Raw genomic sequence first — 23886 nt, 5'->3', positions numbered from 1 at the left:
TAGCTGTGTTAGCCGCAAGAGTACCAAAGTGCCATTGTTTACTTGTTGCTTTGTGATTTACTCAAATAAAAAACCGTAGGATGGAATTATGCGTTTTTGGCTGCGTTATTGTGCTGTTTGGGTTACCTGGCTGTCACTGCTGCTTCCATCCGTGGGGTGGTCTCAGGCAGACAGCGAGTTGCCCGATGGGTTTATGTCTGAAAAGCCCTCTATTCAACTCTTTAAAGCGTACGCTGAGTTCAAGATGGCCAATTATGAAATGGCCAAAATGATGTGGCAGAACATCCAAGGAAATGCACGCCCAGAAGCGTTGTTTAACTTAGGTATTTTGTACGATGAGGGCAAAGGGGTAGAAGCATCCCTAACGCAAGCTATTCAATATTACGAAGCCGCCGCGCAGTCGGGTAGTCGTGCTGCTGCCTACCAGTTAGGAGCAATTTACCTCCATGACAAACGCATAGCTAGCGATAAGGCGTTGGCTAACCATTGGTTATCAATAGCGGCCTTACGTGGTGACAAAGATGCAGCGCGCATGCTTGGGCGTTTGGATAATGTAAATGATGATATGGTTGAGGTGCGTGTTTTATTAGCCGAAGGCAAGGATGTAGAGGCGGCAAATCAATTAATCACCTTAGCGGAATTAGGTAATATTGACGCTAAAGCTGAATTGGCTTGGTTGTACGAGGCTGGTATTGGTGTCAAGAAAGATCTCAATCAGGCGGCTACGCTATTCGCCCAAGCAGCCGAAGGGGGCAGTGCCGATGCACAATACGCAATTGCGGTAATGTCATTGACGGGGACAGGGGTTGTAAAAGATAAAGCGGCAGGGGTTCAGTGGCTTCGTAAAGCCGCTGCGCAACATCACCCCTCTGCTATTAAAGTACTTGTTGAGCTAACCGAATAAGTACACTGTTCGGCTAGCTCAGTATCTGAGCTCTATTAAACCTGAATTGCTTCAGGTACTTCTATACTGGTTGGGTCAGCATCTATTGTCGGTGGAGGAGACGCTGGTGTTGTGCTCTTGATGTACGAAGTGAGAAAACTTTTTTCTTCTTCAGATAAGCGTAAGCCCATTTTTGTACGTCGCCATAAGACATCTTCTTCACTAACAGCCCATTCATGAGTCATTAAATAGTCCACTTCTTTCTGGTACAACGAAGCACCAAAATGTTGACCTAAATCGCTGATAGACTGGCACCCCTCTAAAAAGCTGTAGCAAGCTGTGCCATAGGTACGCACGAAACGATTTACTAAAGCTGCCGGCAACCAAGGGTACTGTTCAGTAATGGTTTTTGCTAGGTTCTCGGTGGATTCAAAATCTCCGCCTGGTAACTTCGCTGTTTTTGTCCAAGCTCCCGTGCTATTTGGGAAAAATGGCTCGATAGCATTCGTAGCAGCTTCGGCCAATTTCCGGTATGTAGTGATCTTACCTCCAAAAATGGAGAGTAATGGAGCTTGTTGCGCAGGGGCGTCGAGCTCGAATGAATAGTCGCGAGAGGCTTTCTGAGCTTCGCCGCGTTCGTCGTCCATTAATGGTCGGACCCCAGAGTAGGCCCACACTATGTCATCTGGTTGAATGGTATGTTTAAAGTGATCATTAACCACTGAACATAAGTAATTAACTTCGTCTTGGGAAATTTTTACTGCCGACGGATCGCCTTTATAATCGACGTCTGTAGTTCCAATGAGTGAGAATTCATCTTCATAAGGAATCACAAAAACGATACGGTTATCTTCATTTTGAAGAATATAAGCTTCAGGCTCATCATGTATCTTCGGCACAATAATGTGGCTGCCTTTGACTAAGCGAATCTGTTTGGGTGCTTTAACCTGTATCGCCTCTTCAAAAAAGTGGCTGGCCCACGGCCCCGTTGCATTTATTAATGCTTTGCTCATGACCGTTTGTTCGACACCCGTGCGCTTATCTTTGAGTGTTAACTCCCACAACGCGCCAACACGTTTGGCTCGTAGGCATTGTGTATTTGTTTTTACGTCAGCTCCATTAGCGTGAGCCGCTTGAGCACACAGCACTACCAAGCGTGCATCATCAACCCAACCATCCGAGTACTCAAACCCTTTGGTAATGGAAGATTGCATAGGACTAGTGGCATCAAATTTTATAGAGCGCGAACCGGCTAAGCGTTCACGTTTGGCAAGGTTGTCGTATAAGAATAGGCCAATGCGTATCATCCATGCAGGGCGCAGATGGGGGCGGTGAGGAAGACGAAAGCGTAAGGGCCACATAATGTGAGGCGCGTTATTGAGCAAGGACTCTCGTTCGGCGAGCGCTTCTTTAACTAACCTAAATTCGTAGTGCTCCAAGTAGCGTAAGCCACCATGGATCAATTTGCTGCTGTTAGAGGAAGTGGCAGAGGCTAGGTCGTTCATTTCGCACAGCATCACTTGTAAACCACGACCACTGGCATCCATCGCAATCCCGGCGCCGTTAACGCCTCCACCGATCACAACTAGATCGTATGTCATTTGATGTTCTGCCATGTGGAGTCCTCTATTACGTCGTTATTATTAGGTTATGCAAAGTGAGATTTAGCAATGTACCCAGTTAGAATGAATCAATAATGGATTCGAAAGTGAAATAAATCAACCATAAACGAACATTAAAAGGCGTATTTTGGAATTTATTTACATCGATTACGAATTTTTACTGGGGTTTTGGTTCGCTTTCGAAGGGGTTGTAAAAGATGCAGCGTGGCAGAGCGGCAGAGTGAACTGTGAAGAGCGTTTTGTTGGTTAGCTGGTATGTAAAACTACGTTATGCTCTTTCAGGAGTCGGCACATATCTTGGCTAGGGGATTTTTCGGTGAAGACATGATCCATCTGAGTAATATTCCCTAAGCGGACCATCGCGCTGCGGCCAAACTTATCGCTGTCTGCTCCAAGCAAAACTTGGCGAGAGTTGTTAATGATCATTTGTGCAACTCGAACTTCTCGGTAATCAAAATCGAGCAGGGAACCATCTTCATCGATACCGCTAATACCAATAATCCCAAAATCCATTTGGAATTGGTTCATAAAATCTACCGTTGCTTCACCAATGATGCCACCGTCACGATGGCGAACCTCGCCTGCAGCAATAATAATTTTGAAGTCTTCTTTAACCGACAAAATGGTTGCCACGTGCAAGTTATTAGTCACAATTTGCAAATTTTTGTGATGCAAAAGCGCTTGTGCAACGGTTTCCGTTGTAGTGCCGATGTTAATAAACAAAGAGGAGCCGTCAGGGATTTGCTTGGCAATAGCCGTTGCTATCTTTTGCTTTGCTTCCAAGTTCATGATTTTGCGGGTTTGGTACGCGGTGTTGACCGTACTGGATTCTATGCCTGCGCCACCATGATGGCGTTTAATCTTGTCGGATTCGGCAAGTTGATTCAGATCACGACGAATGGTTTGTGGCGTAACTTGGAAATGCTCAACTAGCTCATCAATAGTGACAAACCCTTTTTGTTGGATCATTTCAAAGATCTGGTCTTGGCGCCTTTTTTGAGTCATTCGTTGATCTCTTGTTTTAATGCGGGTGTTTAGCAATTATTTTTAAATGGAGTTTGCGCCATACTGATATGTGTTAATTCACCGTGTGACGGCACAAGTAAACTATTAATAATTGGGAATAAATTAATAGAATTATATAACTAATTATAAGTCGCTAATGGAGTGGTGTGTAGGGATAAAAACAAAATAATCGTTATAAAGGAGTTGCTTTTTTTTTCGAAAAAGTAAAAATACGAACAAAAAAGAACAATTACTCTCAGGATCACCTCATGAATCAGTACATTCTGGCAATTGATCAGGGCACAACAAGCTCGCGCGCTATTCTGTTTAATTATGATGGAAGTATACACGCTACCAGTCAGCAAGAGTTTACACAGCATTTCCCGAAGGATGCATGGATCGAGCATGAACCCGGTGATATTTGGAGTTCGGTACTTCAGACATGCCGACATGTTATTCAGGACAATAATGTTGATGTGGCTGATATTGGTTCCATCGGAATAACAAACCAGCGTGAAACGACACTGGTCTGGGATCGTAAGACCGGAGAGCCAGTTTACAACGCTATAGTATGGCAAGACCGACGCACCGCGGCTTATTGTGAATCCTTAAACGAGGCGGGCTACGCCGACATGATAGCCGATAAAACGGGGTTGTTAATTGATCCGTATTTTTCGGCAACCAAGTTGCGCTGGATTCTTAATGAAGTGCCCGGCGTACGTGAGCGAGCAGAAAAGGGTGAGTTGGTATTTGGAACGGTTGATACTTTTCTGTTGTGGAACTTAACAGGTGGGCGCTCTCACTTGACGGATGCTACTAACGCTTCACGAACCCTCTTGTTTAATATCCATAGCCAATCATGGGATGAAGAGCTGTTATCTTTGTTTGATATACCTGCCAGTATGTTGCCCGAAGTGCTGGATTCATCGGATGATTTTGGCTCCTTGGATGCTGATATTTTAGGTAAGCCCATTCCGGTTTATGGGGTGGCAGGGGACCAGCAAGCAGCAATGGTCGGTCAAACCTGCTTCAAGCCTGGTATGGCAAAAAGCACCTATGGTACGGGGTGCTTCCTAATGTTGAATACGGGTGATAAGCCGCTGCGCTCGGAACACCGCTTGTTAACCACGGTCGCTTACCGGATTAACGGCAAGCCAACTTATGCACTGGAAGGCAGTATTTTTATTGCCGGCGCTACCATCCAGTGGTTACGTGACGGTTTACAGCTCATTGAAAACGCAAAAGATGCTGAACCGCTGGCGGTGCAGACGGATGTAGACCACGGCGTCTATCTCGTGCCTGCCTTTACAGGGCTGGGTGCTCCGCATTGGGACCCGAATGCGCGCGGCGCTATTTTTGGTTTAACCAGAGATACCGGGATTAAAGAGATTGTGACTGCGGGTCTTCAGGCTGTGTGTTATCAAACTAAAGATTTACAAAAAGCAATGGAAGAAGATGGAGAGCGTCCAATAGCGTTACGAGTTGATGGCGGTATGGTCGCGAATAATTGGGTGCTGCAATTTCTAGCTGATGTACTCGGAGCGACGGTCGATCGCCCTGAAATTATTGAAACAACAGCGCTTGGTGCGGCTTATCTGGCTGGCCTCAAGGCTGGCGTATTTTCTTCATTAGACGATTTGGCGAGTCGATGGCGCTGTGAACATCGCTTTGAGCCGGTAATGACCAAAGAAAAGCGTGATGGTTTGTATGCTGGCTGGGTTAAAGCAATTGATAAAGTGCAAAGCTAAAACTGTGTTTCTCAGCCGCATTAGCGGCTAATTGTCTCAACAGTAGCGGGTTAACGTATACCCGCTACTTTTAAGCGTTTATAGAGCGTATTACGGCTTATATTGAGCGCTTTGGCTGTTTTTGAGACGTTGCCTTCATAATATTCAAACATGCTCAGTGTTTGGGCTTGTATGTCATCACTTAGCGTATCCGTAGTTTTAATATCTGAATGGGTTATTTGGGAATCAGGAGATATTGCTGGGTGGCCGTGTTGTAAGCTGGCTGCTGTATCAGTTGCTTGTGCCATCGCTAATGGTGAGTTTTCGAGATCGTTAAAAAAGTCATCGGGTAGGTGGCTGCTATTTATTGGATCGCTATCAGCCATAGCTAATGCTATTTGGATAACACTGACCAACTGACGAATGTTGCCAGGCCATGGGTGCTGTTCGAATAAATGTAAAAGTTGTTCCGAAAGCGGGTGCGTTTGTTCTGGTGATGCTTCCATCTTATATATTTCTTGGATGAGCTGCCGCTTATCGAGACGCTCACGCAAGGGCGGTAGTTCCAAGTTTAGCCCACTCACTCGGTAGTATAGATCCTGCCTAAAGTTATTTTGTTGTACCTCATCCTTTAGACTTCGGTTAGTGGCTGATATTAACCGGATATCAATAGGGAAGGATTCGGTTGAGCCCAAGGGGGTTACTTTGCGCTCTTGAAGCACGCGCAGTAACCGGGCCTGAGCCTTGGTTGGCATCTCACCTATTTCATCTAAAAAGAGAGTGCCTTTGTGGGCTTTTCTAATCAGCCCAATCGCGCCTTTCTGATTAGCACCAGTGAAAGCCCCCTTAACATATCCGAAGAGTTCTGACTCAACCAGCTCGCTTGGGATAGCCGCGCAGTTAACGGCCACCAGTGAATGTTGATGGCGCGAACTGTGTTCATGTAAGGCTTTTACAAATACCTCTTTACCCACACCCGTTTCTCCGTGGATAAGAATAGGAATATCTTTCTCTATTAAACGCGAGGCTTGTTGCACGCATTTGTCGACTCGCGGATCACCAAAGCTGATCCGATTAAGCGAAACAGTAGGGGAGTGCGTAGGGGCTGTGTTTTTAGTTGGCGTGTTGCGAAAATCGACCGCATCAACAATCGCTTGTGCGGGTTTGCGTATAATCGCTTGCATTTGGTAGCCATGTTGCGTGCGCAGTCGCATTGGTAGATTGTCGGGTTGGTGCTTCATATCAAAAAAACGCGTATCAAATACATCGCTGATGTTGATCATGCTCAGCTCAAAGCTTAATAGCAGTTCTGCGCGTCGGTTGGCCGATATGATCATGCCGTCCTCGTTGACGACTAATAGGCCTGACCATTGGCTATCAAGCGTATCGATATTGGTGTTGAAGGTGATTAAGAAGTGCTCATCTGCAAATTTTTTAAAAATAAGCCTGTTTTCGACAGATTGAGACATTAAACGAACCATACCAAGGGTGTGTGCTTGGGGGAGATAAGCATCGCTGGATACATCTAAAACACCCAATAGATCATGATTGGCATCATAAATAGGAGCAGCCGAGCCTATCATGAAGCGGTTGGCTTTTAGGTAATGCTCATCCCGCAATACTTGTACTGGCTGACCAGAGGCTAATACGGTACCTATTGCATTCGTGCCATTGGTTCGCTCTTGCCAGCTCACGCCCTCGCGAAAAAAAGGTTTTTGTTGCGGGGTGACAAAGCGAGAATCTCCCCAGCTTTGAAGGACTTGTCCTTTTGCGTCTGCCAGCATCACCATGCATTTACTATTGGATAAAATGTTCTCGTAGTACGGCAGTACTTCCGTTGCTGTTGTTTTGACTAGATCACCGTACATCCATTGTAGGTTTCTATAGTCTGCTTCCGGTAGGCGCTCAAGGTGTGGGCTGGATTGGTGGCTTAATCCGTATTCTTCGCAGCGCTGCCACGAAGCTTGAATGGTAGCGGTATGATCGTCTACTAAATCGTCGTTACGCATGAGCAGCTCATCTATTTTATTATCATTTTTAGTCAGGGGAGCAGAGCCATAGTGTTCAATATTAATCACAACTTAGGCTCTAAGTGTTCAATTGTTGATGTGAACACTGTTGATGTCAACACTTTTTGAACAGTTGCTTTTCGTTTTGTGTTTGTTTTTGTTCGTTATCGTGTGTTTGGGTTGTATCTAACGTGTTGTTTTTTAATGTTAGTTGGTAGGGTTTTAACCTGAGTGAAATATTTGGCATGGTTTTGGCTTTGTTTTTTTTCGAAAACGAATTTTCTGGTGTGCTGAACAGTTCACTCACTGGTTAATTTAGCAAATAATAAAAAGAACAAGGACACCACATGTCACTGACTCTTGAAAGTGTGACCCGTGTGGTTGATGGCGTGCCTTATCTCACGGATATCGACCTCACTTTGGAACCGGGCTCATTCAATGTATTACTAGGCCGAACGTTAGCCGGTAAGACCTCCTTGATGCGGTTAATGGCTGGGTTGGATAAACCTAACGAAGGCCGAGTGCTAATGAACGGTGAAGATGTAACGCATCTGCCGATTCAACAGCGCAATGTATCAATGGTGTATCAGCAGTTTATTAACTACCCCAGCTTAACGGTTTACGAGAATATTGCTTCGCCTTTGCGTTTAGCGCGCATGCCTGATTCGGAAATTAAACGCCGTGTTCAGGAAACGGCCGCGATGCTGCAAATAGAGCCATTCTTAAAGCGACGTCCGCTTGAGTTATCTGGCGGGCAACAACAGCGTACTGCCATGGCGAGAGCGTTGGTTAAAGACGCCAGCTTGATTCTCTTCGATGAGCCGCTCGTCAATCTTGATTATAAGTTACGAGAGGAGCTGCGAGCCGAGCTGCGTGAGCTATTTAAAGAGCGCCGCTCAATAGCCGTGTATGCCTCAACCGAAGCTAACGAAGCATTGGCCTTAGGAGGGGTGACAACACTCCTACACGAAGGGCGTGTTTTGCAGTCTGGCCCTGTTAATCAGGTTTACCGTAATCCAGTTAACGTTGAAGCCGCTGAACTGTTCAGTGAACCACCTATCAATTTGATGCGCGGAACGGTTACCGATACCGAGGTGACGTTCGATCAATATGCTCATTTCCCTTTAAACCAAGACTTACGCGATCTGCCGCGCGGCGATTATCAGTTTGGTATTCGCCCTAGCCATATCGGTTTAGTTCCGCATAACGATGATGACTTGGAATTGTCGATGCAGGTAGAGCTGGCTGAGATCAGTGGCTCCGAAACCTTTATGCATGTGCGTAATGATCATTTTAGCTTGGTCCTGCAATTGTCTGGTGTGCATGAATACCGCACTGACACGCCGATTAAGGTGTACCTGCCAACACATAAATTATTTGTGTTTGGTTTGGACGGCTTGCTAATCCAAGCACCGGTACAAGCTCAGGTTCTTAAGGGGTAAATCATGGCAGAAATACATTTAAAGTCATTGGCGCATAGTTATAGTGCCTCACCGCAGTCTCCTGCTGATTATGCCATTCGAGAGATGGATCATATCTGGCATCAAGGCGGGGCTTATGCGTTGTTAGGGCCTTCTGGCTGTGGCAAAAGTACCTTGCTAAATATTATCTCTGGGCTTTTGCAACCCTCAGATGGCGATATCTTGTTTGATGGTGTTCGTGTTAATGAGCTATCACCCAAAGAACGAAACATTGCACAGGTTTTTCAGTTTCCGGTTATCTACGACTCAATGAGCGTTTACGATAATTTGGCGTTCCCGTTACGCAACGCCAAAATGCCAGAAGCGAAAATTAAGGCCAAAGTCAGTGAAGTGGCAGACATCCTTGAGTTAACACCTCTGCTAAAAAATAAGGCGAAGAACCTCACCGCTGATGAAAAACAAAAAATATCCATGGGACGAGGTCTAGTTCGTGATGATGTTTCGGCTATTTTATTTGATGAGCCGCTAACGGTTATTGATCCGCACCTCAAATGGAAGTTGCGCCGTAAGCTTAAGCAAATTCATGAGCAGTTTAATTTGACCATGGTTTACGTCACGCATGATCAATTAGAAGCCTCGACTTTTGCCGATAAAATAGCGGTGATGTATGGCGGACAAATTGTACAGTTTGGTACACCGCGTGAGCTATTTGAATCACCCAACCATACTTTTGTTGGCTTCTTTATTGGTAGCCCGGGTATGAACCTTATCGAAGTGAACCGTGCTGATGGCGGCGTGTCTTTCGATGGCATCCATCTTCCTTTAAGCGATACATTGACCCGCTTTTTATCTGATCACCCGTCCGACAATATCAAGGTAGGTATTCGACCCGAGTTTGTTCACGTGTGGGATGAGGCGTCAGAAGAGGCTTTGCAGTGCGATGTGACCGCATGTGAAGACTTGGGGACTTACAAAATCTTAACGATGCGTTTGGGCGGCCAAGAAATTAAAGCGCGTTTAGACGAAGATCAGCCCATCCCTAACGGTAAGGCTTATGTCAGCTTTCCTCAGCAGTGGTTGAAGGTGTATGTAGACGAATTCCTTTTAGAGGAGGATGCGCTATGAATAAAACAGAAAATAATAAAGCGTGGTTTCTAGTGTTGCCGGTGTTTGTGCTGGTCGCATTTTCGGCAGTTATCCCGTTAATGACGGTAGTGAACTATTCGGTTCAAGATATTTTTGATCAAAATACAGCGTACTTTGTTGGCGCTGAATGGTTTAGAGAAGTGCTGCGTAATGAAGATTTGCATGATTCGCTAATTCGGCAATTTATTTATTCATTTGCCGTCCTTGCCATTGAAATTCCACTAGGCATTTGTGTCGCACTTGTGATGCCAACCAAAGGGAAAATGGCTTCGTTGTGCCTGATACTGGTCGCGATTCCTTTGTTAATTCCGTGGAATGTTGTTGGCACTATTTGGCAGGTTTTCGGACGTGCTGATATCGGTCTATTTGGTGCGGCGCTCAATGGAATGGGCATCGATTACAATTACTCCGCTAACACGGGTGATGCATGGGCAACGGTGCTGTTAATGGATGTGTGGCATTGGACACCTTTGGTTGCTTTGTTGTGTTACTCGGGTTTGCGGGCAATCCCTGATGCTTTTTACCAAGCGGCTGAAATCGACCGAGCATCAAAATGGGCCGTTTTCCGCTATATCCAGCTGCCACGCCTAAAAAGTGTGTTGGTGATTGGGATTCTGCTGCGCTTTATGGACAGCTTTATGATCTACACCGAACCTTTTGTATTAACAGGCGGCGGACCAGGTAACTCAACGACTTTTCTTAGCCAAACTCTAACCAAAATGGCGATTGGCCAGTTTGATTTAGGGCCAGCGGCGGCATTCTCTTTGGTTTACTTCTTGATTGTATTACTGGTGTCTTGGTTGTTCTTTACAACGATTAGCCACATGGATAAAGCGAAGTGAGGTGGATGAAATGATGAATTCAAAACGCAAGTCCATGGGTATGGCGCTGTATATTTTATTTGTGTTGGTCCCAATCTATTGGTTGATCAATATGTCCTTTAAAACCAACGAAGAAATATTAGGAGGGCTGACTTTCTGGCCCGAGAACTTCACGTTGGCTAATTATCATGTGATCTTTACCGACCCAACTTGGTACAACGGCTATTTGAACTCAATGGCTTATGTATTTATGAACGTGGTGCTGACGTTGTTGGTTGCATTACCTGCAGCTTATGCATTTAGCCGTTATAAGTTTGTTGGTGATAAGCATTTGTTTTTTTGGTTATTAACTAACCGCATGGCACCGCCTGCTGTCTTTTTGCTGCCTTTCTTCCAGCTCTACTCATCAGTGGGGCTGTTCGATACACATATCGCCGTTGCGTTGGCGCACTGTTTGTTCAACGTGCCTTTGGCTGTATGGATTTTGGAAGGTTTTATGTCGGGCGTACCGCGTGAAATTGATGAAACAGCTTATATCGATGGCTACAGCTTTCCTCGTTTCTTTGGCCGTATTTTTATTCCTATGATCAGTTCGGGTATTGGCGTAACGGCTTTCTTTGCTTTTATGTTTTCGTGGGTTGAGCTATTGCTGGCGCGCACGTTGACGTCTGTCGATGCTAAGCCGATTGGTGCCATCATGACACGTACCGTTGGTGCTACTGGTATTGATTGGGGCGTTTTAGCAGCGGCTGGTACGTTAACTATTATTCCTGGGCTGCTTGTTATCTGGTTTGTCCGTAACCATGTGGCTAAAGGCTTTGCACTGGGCCGAGTTTAAGGAGACATCATATGTTTAGTTGGATGGCATGGACCCCTGTGGTCGCAATCTTTTTCTCGACCATAGCGTTAATCCTAGTGGGTATGACCGTGTATGAAGTTCGTAATCCTTGTGTTGAACGCCGTGGCTTTTTGCCTATTGCTACCACGCGAGGTGATCGATTATTCATTGGTTTATTAACATCTGCTTACATTCATTTAGGGGTGTTAGCTGTATCTGATATGACCTTGTGGATACCGCTTACTATCTCGGTAGTGTGGCTGGCTATTGTTATGCGCTGGGGTTGATCTAGGTAATTGGTATAACTTAGTTCAGTTTGGCGCGAGAAATACTCAAATAATTTCGAAATCGAACAAATCAGGGTTGAAATATGTTCTAAAACGAATTAATTTCGTTCCTGATTATTCGATTTACTGCTTTCGATTTTCTTTTCACCGATGCGCTCATTGAATGAATGAAAGTTGAAAACGAATAAAAGTAGGGTTTGTGGAGAAGCTCTACTTTTAAACATCACTCACTTCCGAGAGGTTAAGATGAAAAAAAATAATAAATTACCAAAAGTGTTACTGATGAGCGTTGCCGTTGCTGCAGCGGGATTAGGGATGAGCATCCAAGCGTATGCTGATCAATACCTAGATGCGGCTAACAAATGGGTCGCTGATGAGTTTGCTGAATCGACGCTGGATAAAGCAGCTCAGCTAGAGGAAATGAAGTGGTTTACTGAAGCGGCCAAGCCGTTCCGCGGCATGACCATTAATGTTGCATCCGAAACCATAGCTACACATGAGTACGAAGCCAAAGTGCTTGCCAAAGCATTTGAAGAGATCACAGGGATTAAGGTCAATCATGACTTGATCCAAGAAGGCGATGTGGTCGAAAAGTTGCAAACGCAAATGCAGTCGGGTCGTAATATTTATGATGCGTATATCAATGACTCAGACTTGATCGGTACACATTTCCGTTACGGCAAAGTTGTGCCTATTTCGGACATGATCGAAGGCGATGGCAAAGATTACACCTTGCCAACTTTAGATCTTGAAGACTTTATAGGTCTGAGCTTCACCACTGGGCCCGACGGTAAAGTCTATCAATTACCAACGCAGCAGTTTGCTAACCTATATTGGTTCCGTGCTGACTGGTTCGCACGTGACGATCTTAAAAAGCAATTTAAAGAAATTTACGGCTATGATTTGGGTGTACCCGTTAACTGGTCTGCTTATGAAGACATCGCAGAATTCTTTTCTAAGCATGTAAAAACGATTGATGGTGAAACCGTCTACGGCCACATGGATTATGGTAAGAAAGATCCATCATTGGGCTGGCGTTTTACTGATGCATGGTTCTCTATGGCAGGGGCAGGTGACAAAGGGATTCCAAACGGCTTGCCAGTCGATGAGTGGGGTATCCGAGTTGAAGGTTGTCGCCCTGTAGGCTCAAGCGTAACACGCGGCGGAGCAACTAACGGCCCAGCAGCGGTTTATGCTACTGAAAAATATGTGGATTGGATGCGTGATTACGCGCCACCAGAAGCGCAAGGTATGACGTTCTCTGAAGCAGGCCCTGTGCCAGCACAAGGCGCTATTGCACAGCAAATTTTCTGGTACACCGCCTTTACGGCTAGCATGACCACAAAAGGGTTGCCGGTTGTTAATGAAGATGGCACACCAAAATGGCGCATGGCTCCTTCACCTAAAGGACCTTATTGGCAAGAAGGTATGAAGCTGGGCTATCAGGATACGGGCGCTTGGACGTTTATGACTTCTACGCCAGAGAAACAACGCTTGGCTGCATGGCTTTATGCTCAGTTTACAGTCGCTAAAACGGTTTCATTGAAGAAGACACTTGTCGGTTTAACGCCTATTCGTGAATCTGACATTCAATCAGAAGCTATGACTAAAGCGGCTCCTATGTTGGGTGGTTTGGTTGAGTTCTATCGCAGTCCAGCGCGTACGCAGTGGAGTCCGACAGGCACTAACGTACCTGACTATCCTAAGCTAGCTCAGCTGTGGTGGAAATACGTTTCTGAAGCGGCTTCAGGTGAAAAAACAGCCCAAGAAGCATTGGATGGTTTAGCGGGTGCTCAGGATAAAGTGATGCAGCGTTTAGAGCGCGCTAATGTTCAAGGTGAGTGCGGTCCTAAGTTAAATCCAGAGCGCGATGCGCAGTACTGGTTTGATCAGCCAGGAGCACCTAAACCTAAGCTAGCTAATGAAAAGCCGCAAGGTAAAACCGTGGCTTACGAAGAGTTACTGAAAAGCTGGCAGCAGTAACAGCAAGGAAGACGTTGTAGCATGTTGCTTTTGGCCCCTTCGCGTAAGCGTTAGGGGTCTTTTTGCATTAAAGGCCTGTTGTTTTTTTATCTTGTTTTTGGGTTGAGATACTCCGTATGAAAACCTTAGCACAGTCGTACAATCAATCATTAATTTCACCTTTTAATATGACCCAATTGCCACAAATCTGCTTTGGTAATGGGGTGTTTTCTCAGTTGGTTTCTCACATCATCCGTTGGGGGAAAAGGCCGTTATTAGTCACAGGGGCTTCTTCTTTTCGGAAAACTCGACAATGGTCGACCTTGATCGAAGAGTTAACACATGCCGGTATAACCTATGAGACCTATGCTATTGCTGGTGAGCCAACGCCAGATCAGGTTGATCAAGCCGTAACGCAGTTTTCTGGACAAGTAGATGTGGTCGTGGGTTTAGGCGGAGGGAGTGCATTGGATGCCGCTAAAGCCATCGCAGGTTTGCTGGGGCTACCTGAACCATTTGCTGTTCGGGATTTTTTGGAAGGTGTAGGGGTGGAACGCGCTTATACTGGGCCGTCTTTACCTTTTATTGCGGTTCCAACTACCGCAGGAACAGGGAGTGAGTTAACAAAAAATGCGGTCATCACCCAGCATGGAGCTGGAGGCTTTAAAAAATCTTTCCGTGATGATCAATTACTGGCTAAAGTTGCTATTGTTGATCCTGAGCTGCTTCATTCATGCCCGCGGTCCGTAATGGTGGCTAATGCGATGGATGCGCTAACCCAATTGATTGAATCCTACACATCGCCTAAGGCTAATCCAATGACATTGGCGTTAGTCGAAAGCGGTTTAACACATTTTGTTGCTGCCTTTGATCCCGGCCAGGTCCAACCCGTTAACGATTACGCTGGTATCGCATATGCGGCGATGATATCGGGGTTGTGTTTGGCGCAAACGGGTTTAGGAGCTGTTCATGGTATAGCTTCGCCCTTGGGTGCTTATTTTTCTATACCTCACGGAGAAGCTTGCGGTATTTTGCTGGCTGACACGACTGCGGTTAATGTAGCGGCGATGCAAGCGAGAGATTTAGATAATGTAGCGCTGTGTCGGTATCACAAGGTAGCAGAGTTGCTAGGCTGTGGTGGCACACATGAGTTGGTAGCCTTGATGCACCAATGGCAATGTGAGGCACAGTTGCCTTCGTTATCATCCTTCGGCATTACTGAGCAGGATTTTGCCTCTATCGTGGCGGCTTCTGGGGGTAATAGTATGAAAACAAACCCGATAAAATTATCGCCTGATGAGCTTGAAGCAATTCTCCTCGCTTGCATTTAAGTAACAAGATAGTCATTTAGGTCTAATAACCTGTTTGGGTAAACAGGATTGCCGTATGAGTTGAGTAGATAGCCTTATGAATACGGGTGCAAATGCTATATAGTACGCATCCGCTTTTTCTCGTATTGAATTGCCTCGTCAACGAAACTCCAGGACCTAAATTGTGATTTCTACCGCTAACATCACCATGCAATTTGGCGCTAAGCCATTGTTCGAAAATATTTCCGTCAAATTTGGTAACGGTAACCGTTATGGTTTGATTGGTGCGAATGGGTGCGGCAAGTCCACCTTTATGAAGATTTTGGATGGTTCGTTAACTCCCACCTCTGGAAATGTGTCGTTAACTCCTAACGAGCGCCTAGGTAAATTGCATCAAGATCAGTTCGCGTTTGAAGAATACAGCGTGGTTGATACGGTGATTATGGGCCATAAAGAGCTTTGGGAAGTAAAGCAAGAGCGCGATCGTATTTATTCCTTACCAGATATGTCAGAAGATGACGGCATGAAAGTCGCTGAACTTGAAGTGCTGTTTGCTGAAATGGATGGTTACAGCGCAGAGAGCCGCGCTCAAGAGATTTTAATAGGTGCGGGTATCGAGCAAGACTTGCACTTTGGGCCGATGAGCGAGGTCGCTCCGGGTTGGAAGTTACGTGTCTTATTGGCGCAGGCTCTATTTTCTGATCCTGATATTTTGTTGCTTGACGAGCCGACCAACAACTTGGACATTAATACGATTCGTTGGCTGGAAGGTGTTCTCAACGAGCGTAAAAGTACCATGGTTATCATTTCACATGACCGTCACTTTTTGAATGCTGTTTGTACTCACATGGCGGATATCGACTATGGTGAGCTACGTGTTTACCCCGGTACCTATGATGACTTTATGATGGCATCGACACAGGCACGTGAGCGTTTACATTCAGAAAATGCGAAAAAAAGTGCACAAATTGCTGATTTACAACAGTTTGTTAGTCGTTTCTCTGCAAACGCTTCTAAGGCGAAACAGGCGACATCTCGAGCTAAGCAGCTAGAAAAAATTAAGCTGGATGAAGTAAAGCCATCTAGCCGTGTAAACCCGTACATTCGTTTTAACCAAGATAAGAAGCTTTTTCGTCAAGCGTTAACATTAGAAAATGTAGGCCACGGTTACGAGGAAGGCTTGTTATTTAAGGGAGGCGAGTTGCTGCTGGAGGCGGGTTCTCGTTTGGCCATTATTGGTGAGAACGGTGCAGGTAAAACTACCTTATTGCGTTGTTTGATCGGTGAGTTAGAAGCTCAGCAAGGGGATATAAAATGGGCTGAAAATGCAACTATTGGGTATTGTCCTCAAGATAGCACAGAAGATTTTGACTGCGATCTGACTTTGTTTGATTGGATGAGTCTATGGCGCAAGCCAAACCACGATGACCAGATTGTGCGTGCAACATTGGGTCGGCTTTTATTTTCTGCTGATGATTTCAACAAGAAGGTGAAAGTTTGCTCCGGTGGTGAAAAGAACCGCTTATTATTTGGTAAGTTGATGATGTCTGATCCTAACGTTCTGGTGATGGATGAGCCGACTAACCATTTGGATATGGAAGCGATTGAAGCATTGAACCTTGCATTGGAAAATTACCCTGGCACGCTCATTTTTGTAAGCCATGACCGTGAATTTGTATCGTCATTGGCAACGCGTGTTATTGAGATTAAAGACCAAAAGCTAAATGATTTCCAAGGAACGTATGAAGAGTTTTTGGCGCATCAATTAGCACAGCAAGCTGGTAATAAATAAACCTGAAACCATTCAGGTTCTCTTTAAAAAAAGCCCACAAATAGTGGGCTTTTTTGTGGATGCTCAGTTGTTAAATAGCATCAATGTATTGCGTAAAACTAACGCTTTAGAAGGGTGTTGTACCCGGGGAAATGGTGTTAGGTTGATTATCAAAAATAAACAGAGCTTGATGTAATGGCATTACAAAATATGAATCGCTGGTCTGCCTTATTTGTTATTTGTATCGGTGTTGTATGTGTACTCACAACATGGTTCTCGGCTACAGCCGTTGTTCCGGAGCTTATCAAAGCGTGGGAGTTATCGGCTGGGCAAGCGGCGTGGTTAACGAACGGTGTGCAAATAGGGTTTGTTGTAGGAGCGATCGCGTCATCCTTGGTTAACCTGCCCGATATTATCCGTTTACCAAAGCTGATGGCTTTATCCGCATTAGGAGCAGCGGTTGCGAACGGCTTGTTGCTATTAGAGCCTTCAATAGAGTTAGCGGTAGGTTTGCGTTTTCTGACGGGCGTTTTTTTGGCTGGGGTGTACCCTGCGGCATTAAAGATTATGTCCACATGGTTTACAAAAGGGCGAGGGTTAGCTTTGGGGTTTCTCATTGGTGCTTTAACCATTGGCTCATCTGCGCCTCATTTATTTAGGGCGCTAATTGATGATATTGAGTGGCATTGGGTTGTGGCAGGGTCATCTGTGGCAACGCTTGTAGGAACGCTGCTGTTCATAACTGTGGTCAAAGAAGGGCCTAATGCTTTTGGCCGTGCGGTATTTAATCCGCGGCAGTGTTTACAGGTGTTTACGTCAAAGCCCCTGTTGCTGGTCAACCTTGGTTATTTTGGTCATATGTGGGAATTGTATGCTATGTGGGCATGGATTTTGGCCTTTACTAATGCAGCTGCCTCTCAGCTAACTGTTGTGCCTTTTGGGTCTACCTCCATGTTTTGTTTTGTGATTGTCGCGGCAGGCAGCATTGGCTGTGTATTGGGAGGCGTGCTATCGGATAAATTTGGTCGTTGTTTAACTACGATCGGGATGATGTTTGCTTCAGGGGTGTGCGCATTCGCTATTGGTTTTTTCTTTGATGGTCCGGCTTGGCTTTTAGCTGTCATCGCCATTATGTGGGGAGTCACCATTATAGGTGATAGTGCTCAATTTTCGGCGGCGGTTACTGAGCTAGCAGATCATCACTTTGTCGGCACTGCTTTGGCCCTTCAATTAGGAATAGGCTTTGCACTAACGGTGTTAGCTATTTCTTGGATTCCTATTTTTGTTGAATGGATAGGTGGATGGCAGTGGGCGTTTTTATTGTTGGTTCCAGGCCCGGTAGTGGGAATTATTGCTATGTCGTTGCTTAGGGCGCATCCAGATGCAGTGAAGCTGGCTGGTGGCGCAAAATAAAGGCTTTCCTTGGGGAGCTAGCGGCCTAGATGGTTGTAATGATTGATCCATAGCGGGGGAGCATACAGATCAACCCTTACGCGCACTTAGGTCGCTAGCGAGGGGAAATTTAATGTGTGTGCTAATCCTCCTTAGGTTAAAAGTTATAGGTAAGCCCAAGTCTCAGATGCCGTCCTGACTCGGCAAATCGCTCTAGGCCGCTTGTGCTTTGTGTATGATCGCGAGCGGTGTCCCACTGCCAGTAAGTTTTGTCGCTGAGGTTGTAAACTCCCGCATCTATCCGTAACGATGGCGTCCATTGGTAATAGCCTGCAAGATCAATCACGCCATATCCCGCTGGCCTAAATGTCGCAGAGTCGCTGACATCGTTTGCAGATTTTCCTTTAGCCGCTGTTACAATTACGGAGCTTCCCCATTGTTGATTTGGGTGATCATAATGTAAGCCAAGTACGCCGCTTAACGGTGATACGGAATCGATTGGTTGGCTTTCTCCTGATTCATCGTAAGTGCCCGTTGCATAAGCTAGTGATGCATTTAGGGATAGGCCGCGCAAAGCTTGCTGTGTCATGCCCAGATCCCATTGAGTTTTAAATTCAACCCCTTTGATGACCGCACCTTTTAAGTTGGTTTGTTGGTAAATACCGTAAGGATAACTGGGGTTGCTGTAGTCAATTGTTTCGTCGATGAAGTTTTTGTAGTCATTGTAGAAGGCGACTACTTCGCCAGAAATGCCTGCATGGTTATAACGGAAACCAAATTCGAGACTGTTGCTGCTTTCCGGTTTTAAATTTGAGTTGGCAATAAATTGATAGGCTCCTGTTCGTCCGTAATTGGCAAACAGTTGGTCCATGTCTGGTGTTTTAAAGCCTTGGGCAAACTGCCCAAACACTGTAACAGCGTCAGTTATCGGGTAGTTAACCCCGAGTTTTAGACTGATTTTTTGGTCGGTATTTGTACCAGGATCTAACTCTATTGGGTTGCTTGCCAGATAGGCTGCATCAGGTTGTGCGTCGACAGTGTAGGCATCATAACGAATACCCGGCGTAACTCTAAGGCCTGAGTCATACCACTCAATTAAATCCTGAGCCCATATCCCAACGAGTTTACTTTCTGCTCGGGGCATGGAGCGGTTAGTGCCTGACAAGCTGCTTGTACGCTGTTGCTCAAATAAGGTTTGCTCGTAACTTAGGCCGTAGCTGACTTGGTGCGCAGTGGTTGAAAAATCGAGATCTTTTTGCAGGCTTAGCTTTAAGTCTCGTGTTGTTTCGTCATAATCCGCATCGTAAACGTAGTCGCCAAAATACGGTGCGCTGGCATTGTAAAATTTCTGTGTTTGGTCGTTTGTTGTTTTCTGCCAATCAACCGTCACGGTCAGCTCATCATAGAAGCGAGTGGCTTTATCATTGGTATACTCGGCAGATAAACGCTGGCGGCGCTCAATATCTAAAAATTGTTCATCTTGGCTGTTTGAGCTAAGTACTTGGGTATCATCATCTGAGCTTAAGTGCTCCGCTGATATCTTTACAGCTTGATGCTCATCCAGTTGATATTTCAGTTTAGCGAGTACACTTTCGTTTTGGGTGTCTTTGGGGTCTGTAGATCGGCGTGCACTACCTTGAGCAGAATCGTCAACTGGTGTTTGTTTTTCGCTGGCGTCTTCGTATGTATAAATCAGCATGCCTTCAATGCTGTCGTTTCTGCCCGCTAAACTTATTGAGTTGCTCAGACCTTTGTTTGCCCCGTTATAGATAACACGGTACTGACCCGCAGTGCTTTGATTTGCGGTATTACTTGGATTATCTAAAAAATCGCTTGGATCTTTTGTTGTGTAGTACACCAAACCGCCCAGCGCATCGCTACCAAATGAAGCTGATGCGGGGCCAGAGATAACCTCAACTTGTTTAAGCGCGTTGATGTCGATGAGGTTACGGCTGGAATTCAGCGAACTCCAAGATAGGTTCTTGGCTTGTTTTACCCCGTCTACGGCAATCAAGACTCGGTTGCCACTTATGCCTCGTATAGTAATTAAGCCATCACCTTGTGCGCCTCCGCTAACCGAGACTGAAGGGGTGTATCGAAAGATATCGCTGACAGAAGTCGCGTTTTCTGTTGCTAATTGGTCATAGGACAAGCTGGTAATGGCACTGTCGCTCTGTTGGTTCGTTTGGCTAACAGGACTTGCATTAATTATTAATTGATCGAGGAATGTGGCATTAGCTTTGGGTGTCTCGTTTTCTGCTGCATAGCTGGGTAGGCAGAAGATACCTGCCGTCAGCGTAGCAACCCATAGTGAATAGGGTGGTAAAGGTTTCGCAACAATCATCATACAGCTCCTAGTGAATGCGGTGTTATTCTAAATACGAATCAATATCATTATCAATAAATTATTTGATTATTTATTTTATGAGTGGCTTTGCATCAGGAGTTAGCGATGTAAAAGAGGCATGGTTTACGGTGAAATAATATTGCAATGATAATGCAAATGAGTATAGTTCTCATTAATTAGTGGTTTTGCTTAATGTGAACATCTCGTTGTTAGATTGAATGCCACTTTTGCATCGTATTTGGAGAGGGTGAGTCATGGGTATGCCAGTTGCTATCTTTCAGGCTGAGACTGAAATCAGCTCAGTAATCAGTGAATCCTATAAAGCGCTTGTGCAATCAGAGCCCGGTTTGCGAAGACGTGACATCGCTGAACGGTTATCGGTGTCAGAAGCAGAGTTAATAGAGCACTCATGTGGCGTTGGCCGTATACGCTTGAATCAAGCGTTCTCCGATTTGATTTATACGTTGCCTGAGCTGGGCTACATCATGTCATTAACCCGCAATAGCGGCGCGGTACATGAGCGTAAAGGTATATACGATAACGTTTCCATTAAAGGGTCGATGGGGCTGGTCATCAGTAATGATCGCAAAATTGATTTGCGTATCATTTTATCGCAATGGCATTGTGGTTATGCCGTTTGTGAATTAGTGAAAGGTGTTTATCGCTATAGCCTTCAGTTTTTTGATCGTTATGGCGAGGCTATTCAAAAGATCTACCTGCAACCAGAAAGTAATACCCAAGCTTATTTCGATATCATCCAGGGCTTTAAATCAGAGCAACAAAATACACCTATCGCGTTCGCGTGTAAGTTGCCAGCTGAGCCTTCTACACCTGATGATCAAGTTGATGTTGGTCAGCTGCAGGAAGATTGGAGTGCATTAACAGATGTGCATCAGTTTATGCGATTGCTGCGCAAGCATGAAGTAGCGCGAGAGCAGTCACTGCGGCTAGTGGGTGAGTTGTATGCGGTTCCTTTCAAACCTGAGTCTTTAGAAAAAGTACTTGTGCAAGCGGCTACACAACAAACCCCTATTATGTGTTTTGTGGGTAACGATGGAAATATTCAAATCCACAGCGGTGTTGTGAACAATATTAAGCGAATAGGCCTGTGGCTTAATGTATTGGATAGGGAGTTCAATTTGCACTTGTTAACAACCGAGCTTGTTTCGGGGTGGTTGGTGCGTAAACCGACGCGCGATGGAGTGGTGACCTCGCTGGAGTTTTATGACAAAGCGGGGATATTGCTTGTTCAGTTTTTTGGAGTGCGCCAAGAAGGTATGGCTGAAAATCCGCAATGGCGTCGGCTTGCTGAAAGTGCATTAAGTAACGGTGGCATGTAATGGTTTGTATGCTTAATCGATATTTAGCCACTTTTCTTGTGTGTTTTCACCTGATTGGAACGTCCGTTTTGGCGGATGATTCAGGCCTTCAATCAAGTGAGCCTGAAGTACCGCAGCGCTTAGTTTCAACAGATGGATCGTTGACTGAAATTGTTTATGCTCTGGGCTATGGGTCACACTTGGTCGGGGTCGATACCACATCTACTTATCCGCGCGAAGCTAAAGCGCTTCCTCAAATTGGCTATAAACGAGCTTTGTCTGTGGAAGGGGTTATGTCTTTAATGCCGGACATGGTCTTGACGACTGATGATAGCGGGCCAGCGATTGTTATTGATCAGTTGAAACAAGCCGGTATTAAGCTGCAAAACTACAGCGCTGCTCCTGAACTGGCCAGTGTAAAAGAAAAAATCTTGGGTGTTTCTGAGCAGCTTGGTATTCCAGATCAAGGTAAAGCGCTGTGGGCCCAAGTTTTAACGCAAATAGAATCGGCAATGAACCGCCCTCTGCCGGAAAAGCCGGCTAAAGTATTATTTGTTCTGAGTTTTAGTGATCGTAGCCCTATGGTGGCAGGCTCCGAAACGGTTGCTCATTTAATGATTAACCTAGCAGGAGGGGTAAATGCAGCGTCCGGCTTTGACGGGTTTAAACCTATTTCTGCTGAAGCTTTAGTCGAGATGGCGCCAGATGTGGTGTTGATGATGGAAGGTCGCAACCCTCAGATTACGTCAGATACTTTATTTTTAAAGCCGGGTTTTAATCAAACACCAGCGGCTAGCGATCAGCGCTTAATTGCAATGGATGGCATGATGCTGCTGGGGTTAGGTCCGAGAACTGGCTTAGCTATAGATACGTTGAATAAGGCGTTGTATTCCGGTCAGGCTTTAGTGTCCGCAAAGAGTGGGCTGGCAGATGACTAGCTATCAGAAGGCATCAATCTCTACCGGTGTTTCGTTGGCTAAGGGACGTGCTTGGAAGAGTCAGTGCTGGATTATAGTTTTAGCCATTGGTTTAGTCTTTGCATTTGTTATGTCCTTGGCGACGGGTGCCCTTTCTATTCCTTTTGCTGATGTTGTGTCCTTGTTGCTTTCATATTTAGGGTTCGATAACACACCGTCGTTAACCACGGCTCAAGTTATCGAATCTATTCGTTTGCCGCGGGCGGTGTTAGGGCTGTTAGTGGGTTCAGCTCTTGCCGTCAGTGGCGCCACTATACAAGGTGTCTTTCGTAATCCATTGGCCGACCCTGCATTGATTGGAGTTTCAGGTGGCGCAGCATTAGCTGCGGTCGCTGTCGTTGTTTTTGGCCAGTCTTTTATCGCTTATTTACCCCCTTGGTTACAAAGCTATGCGTTATTGTTTGCTGCATTTATCGGTAGTTTAGTTGTGACCTTGTTAGTAGCACGTATAGCCACTTCGTCATTGGGTATGTCTATATCAACCTTGCTTCTAGCGGGGATTGCGATTGGTATTATTACAATGTCGGGTGTTGGGGTTATTACTTATTTTGCTGATGATACTCAATTACGTACGCTCACTTTCTGGCAAATGGGAAGCTTAGGTGGATCAACGTGGGGTGTAGTCATGGCTGCTGCTAGTTTAATAGTACCTGCTTGTCTGTTGATGATGCGCTACTCCTCGCGTTTAAACGCTATGTTATTAGGTGAGGCTGAGGCTGGCCATTTGGGGGTTGATGTTCAGTCTGTCCGCTTTCATTTGATTTCACTCAGCGCGATGGCCGTTGGAGTGGCAGTCGCGGTATCTGGCATGATCGGATTTGTAGGTCTTGTGATTCCACACTTAGTGCGCATGACATTGGGGCCTGACCATCGTTATTTACTGCCCGCCAGTGCACTAGCTGGAGCGCTATTTCTTTTGGTCGCGGATATGATCGCGCGTACATTTTTAGCCCCAGCTGAAATCCCTATCGGTTTGGTTACAGCCATTATTGGTGGGCCTTTCTTTATTGGTTTGATTATGTATCGAGGCCAATATGGCGCGCTATAAC

18 protein-coding genes are annotated in these 23886 nt (G+C 45.6%); 14 read left to right on the top strand and 4 right to left on the bottom strand.

The window, feature by feature from the left end; genetic code table 11:
• The first annotated feature begins 88 nt into the window (after positions 1-88).
• A complete protein-coding gene (locus OW491_RS02920; RefSeq protein ID WP_290034580.1) occupies positions 89-904 on the top strand; it encodes a tetratricopeptide repeat protein in 816 nt (271 codons plus the stop codon).
• A gap of 35 nt (positions 905-939) precedes the next feature.
• Here OW491_RS02920 and glpD read toward each other — a convergent pair whose 3' ends face one another.
• Entirely contained in the window at positions 940-2499 is a 1560-nt protein-coding gene (glpD, locus tag OW491_RS02915) for a glycerol-3-phosphate dehydrogenase (RefSeq protein WP_290034579.1), read from the bottom strand.
• A gap of 252 nt (positions 2500-2751) precedes the next feature.
• Positions 2752-3510, bottom strand: coding sequence for a DeoR/GlpR family transcriptional regulator (locus OW491_RS02910; protein ID WP_075180111.1), 759 nt, complete (start codon positions 3508-3510; stop codon positions 2752-2754).
• 269 nt (positions 3511-3779) lie between these two features.
• Between OW491_RS02910 and glpK the strand changes: the two genes are divergently transcribed.
• Positions 3780-5258 (top strand): glycerol kinase GlpK, encoded by a 1479-nt coding sequence (gene glpK, locus OW491_RS02905; protein WP_290034578.1) that lies wholly within the window; start codon positions 3780-3782, stop codon positions 5256-5258.
• Positions 5259-5308: 50 nt separating this feature from the next.
• On the opposite strand, the gene OW491_RS02900 is transcribed toward glpK, so the two are convergent.
• Complete coding sequence (locus OW491_RS02900; RefSeq protein ID WP_290034577.1) at positions 5309-7246, bottom strand: sigma-54-dependent Fis family transcriptional regulator; 1938 nt, start codon at positions 7244-7246, stop codon at positions 5309-5311.
• Between the two features lie 347 nt (positions 7247-7593).
• Here OW491_RS02900 and OW491_RS02895 point away from each other — a divergent pair, with 347 nt between their 5' ends.
• The 9 genes from OW491_RS02895 (at position 7594) to OW491_RS02855 (ending at position 18215) form a co-directional block, all read left to right on the top strand.
• Entirely contained in the window at positions 7594-8688 is a 1095-nt protein-coding gene (locus OW491_RS02895) for an ABC transporter ATP-binding protein (RefSeq protein ID WP_075171827.1), read from the top strand.
• 3 nt (positions 8689-8691) lie between these two features.
• Positions 8692-9792 (top strand): ABC transporter ATP-binding protein, encoded by a 1101-nt coding sequence (locus OW491_RS02890; protein ID WP_215152051.1) that lies wholly within the window; start codon positions 8692-8694, stop codon positions 9790-9792.
• Positions 9789-10655, top strand: coding sequence for a sugar ABC transporter permease (locus tag OW491_RS02885; protein ID WP_075171829.1), 867 nt, complete (start codon positions 9789-9791; stop codon positions 10653-10655). The genes OW491_RS02890 and OW491_RS02885 overlap by 4 nt, the downstream gene beginning before the upstream one ends.
• Positions 10656-10665: 10 nt before the next feature.
• Positions 10666-11472, top strand: a complete 807-nt coding sequence (locus tag OW491_RS02880; protein ID WP_075173437.1) for a carbohydrate ABC transporter permease — start codon at positions 10666-10668, stop codon at positions 11470-11472.
• 11 nt (positions 11473-11483) lie between these two features.
• Positions 11484-11759, top strand: coding sequence for a DUF2160 domain-containing protein (locus OW491_RS02875; RefSeq protein WP_075171830.1), 276 nt, complete (start codon positions 11484-11486; stop codon positions 11757-11759).
• Positions 11760-12005: 246 nt separating this feature from the next.
• A complete protein-coding gene (locus OW491_RS02870; RefSeq protein ID WP_075171831.1) occupies positions 12006-13742 on the top strand; it encodes an ABC transporter substrate-binding protein in 1737 nt (578 codons plus the stop codon).
• Positions 13743-13858: 116 nt separating this feature from the next.
• Positions 13859-15052: an iron-containing alcohol dehydrogenase gene (locus OW491_RS02865; protein ID WP_290034576.1), complete on the top strand. Its 1194-nt coding sequence runs from the start codon at positions 13859-13861 to the stop codon at positions 15050-15052.
• Between the two features lie 163 nt (positions 15053-15215).
• Positions 15216-16823: an ABC-F family ATPase gene (locus OW491_RS02860; protein ID WP_075171833.1), complete on the top strand. Its 1608-nt coding sequence runs from the start codon at positions 15216-15218 to the stop codon at positions 16821-16823.
• Positions 16824-16997: 174 nt separating this feature from the next.
• Positions 16998-18215, top strand: a complete 1218-nt coding sequence (locus OW491_RS02855) for an MFS transporter (RefSeq protein ID WP_290034575.1) — start codon at positions 16998-17000, stop codon at positions 18213-18215.
• A 136-nt stretch (positions 18216-18351) separates the two neighbouring features.
• On the opposite strand, the gene OW491_RS02850 is transcribed toward OW491_RS02855, so the two are convergent.
• Positions 18352-20541 (bottom strand): TonB-dependent hemoglobin/transferrin/lactoferrin family receptor, encoded by a 2190-nt coding sequence (locus tag OW491_RS02850; RefSeq protein WP_290034574.1) that lies wholly within the window; start codon positions 20539-20541, stop codon positions 18352-18354.
• Between the two features lie 260 nt (positions 20542-20801).
• On the opposite strand from OW491_RS02850, the gene OW491_RS02845 reads away from it, so the two are divergent.
• The 3 genes from OW491_RS02845 to OW491_RS02835 are packed head-to-tail and all read left to right on the top strand — an operon-like array spanning position 20802 to position 23885.
• Positions 20802-21881 (top strand): ChuX/HutX family heme-like substrate-binding protein, encoded by a 1080-nt coding sequence (locus tag OW491_RS02845; RefSeq protein ID WP_290034573.1) that lies wholly within the window; start codon positions 20802-20804, stop codon positions 21879-21881.
• An 8-nt stretch (positions 21882-21889) separates the two neighbouring features.
• Positions 21890-22798 (top strand): hemin ABC transporter substrate-binding protein, encoded by a 909-nt coding sequence (locus tag OW491_RS02840; RefSeq protein WP_290034572.1) that lies wholly within the window; start codon positions 21890-21892, stop codon positions 22796-22798.
• Complete coding sequence (locus OW491_RS02835) at positions 22791-23885, top strand: iron ABC transporter permease (RefSeq protein ID WP_290034571.1); 1095 nt, start codon at positions 22791-22793, stop codon at positions 23883-23885. The genes OW491_RS02840 and OW491_RS02835 overlap by 8 nt, the downstream gene beginning before the upstream one ends.
• Position 23886: the final 1 nt, after the last annotated feature.

The sequence above is a fragment of the Neptunomonas sp. CHC150 genome, assembly GCF_030397555.1.
In the GTDB taxonomy this organism is placed as follows: domain Bacteria; phylum Pseudomonadota; class Gammaproteobacteria; order Pseudomonadales; family Balneatricaceae; genus Neptunomonas; species Neptunomonas phycophila.
The sequence above is the reverse complement of the archived record's forward strand: the minus strand, read 5'-3'. Positions and strand labels throughout refer to the sequence as shown.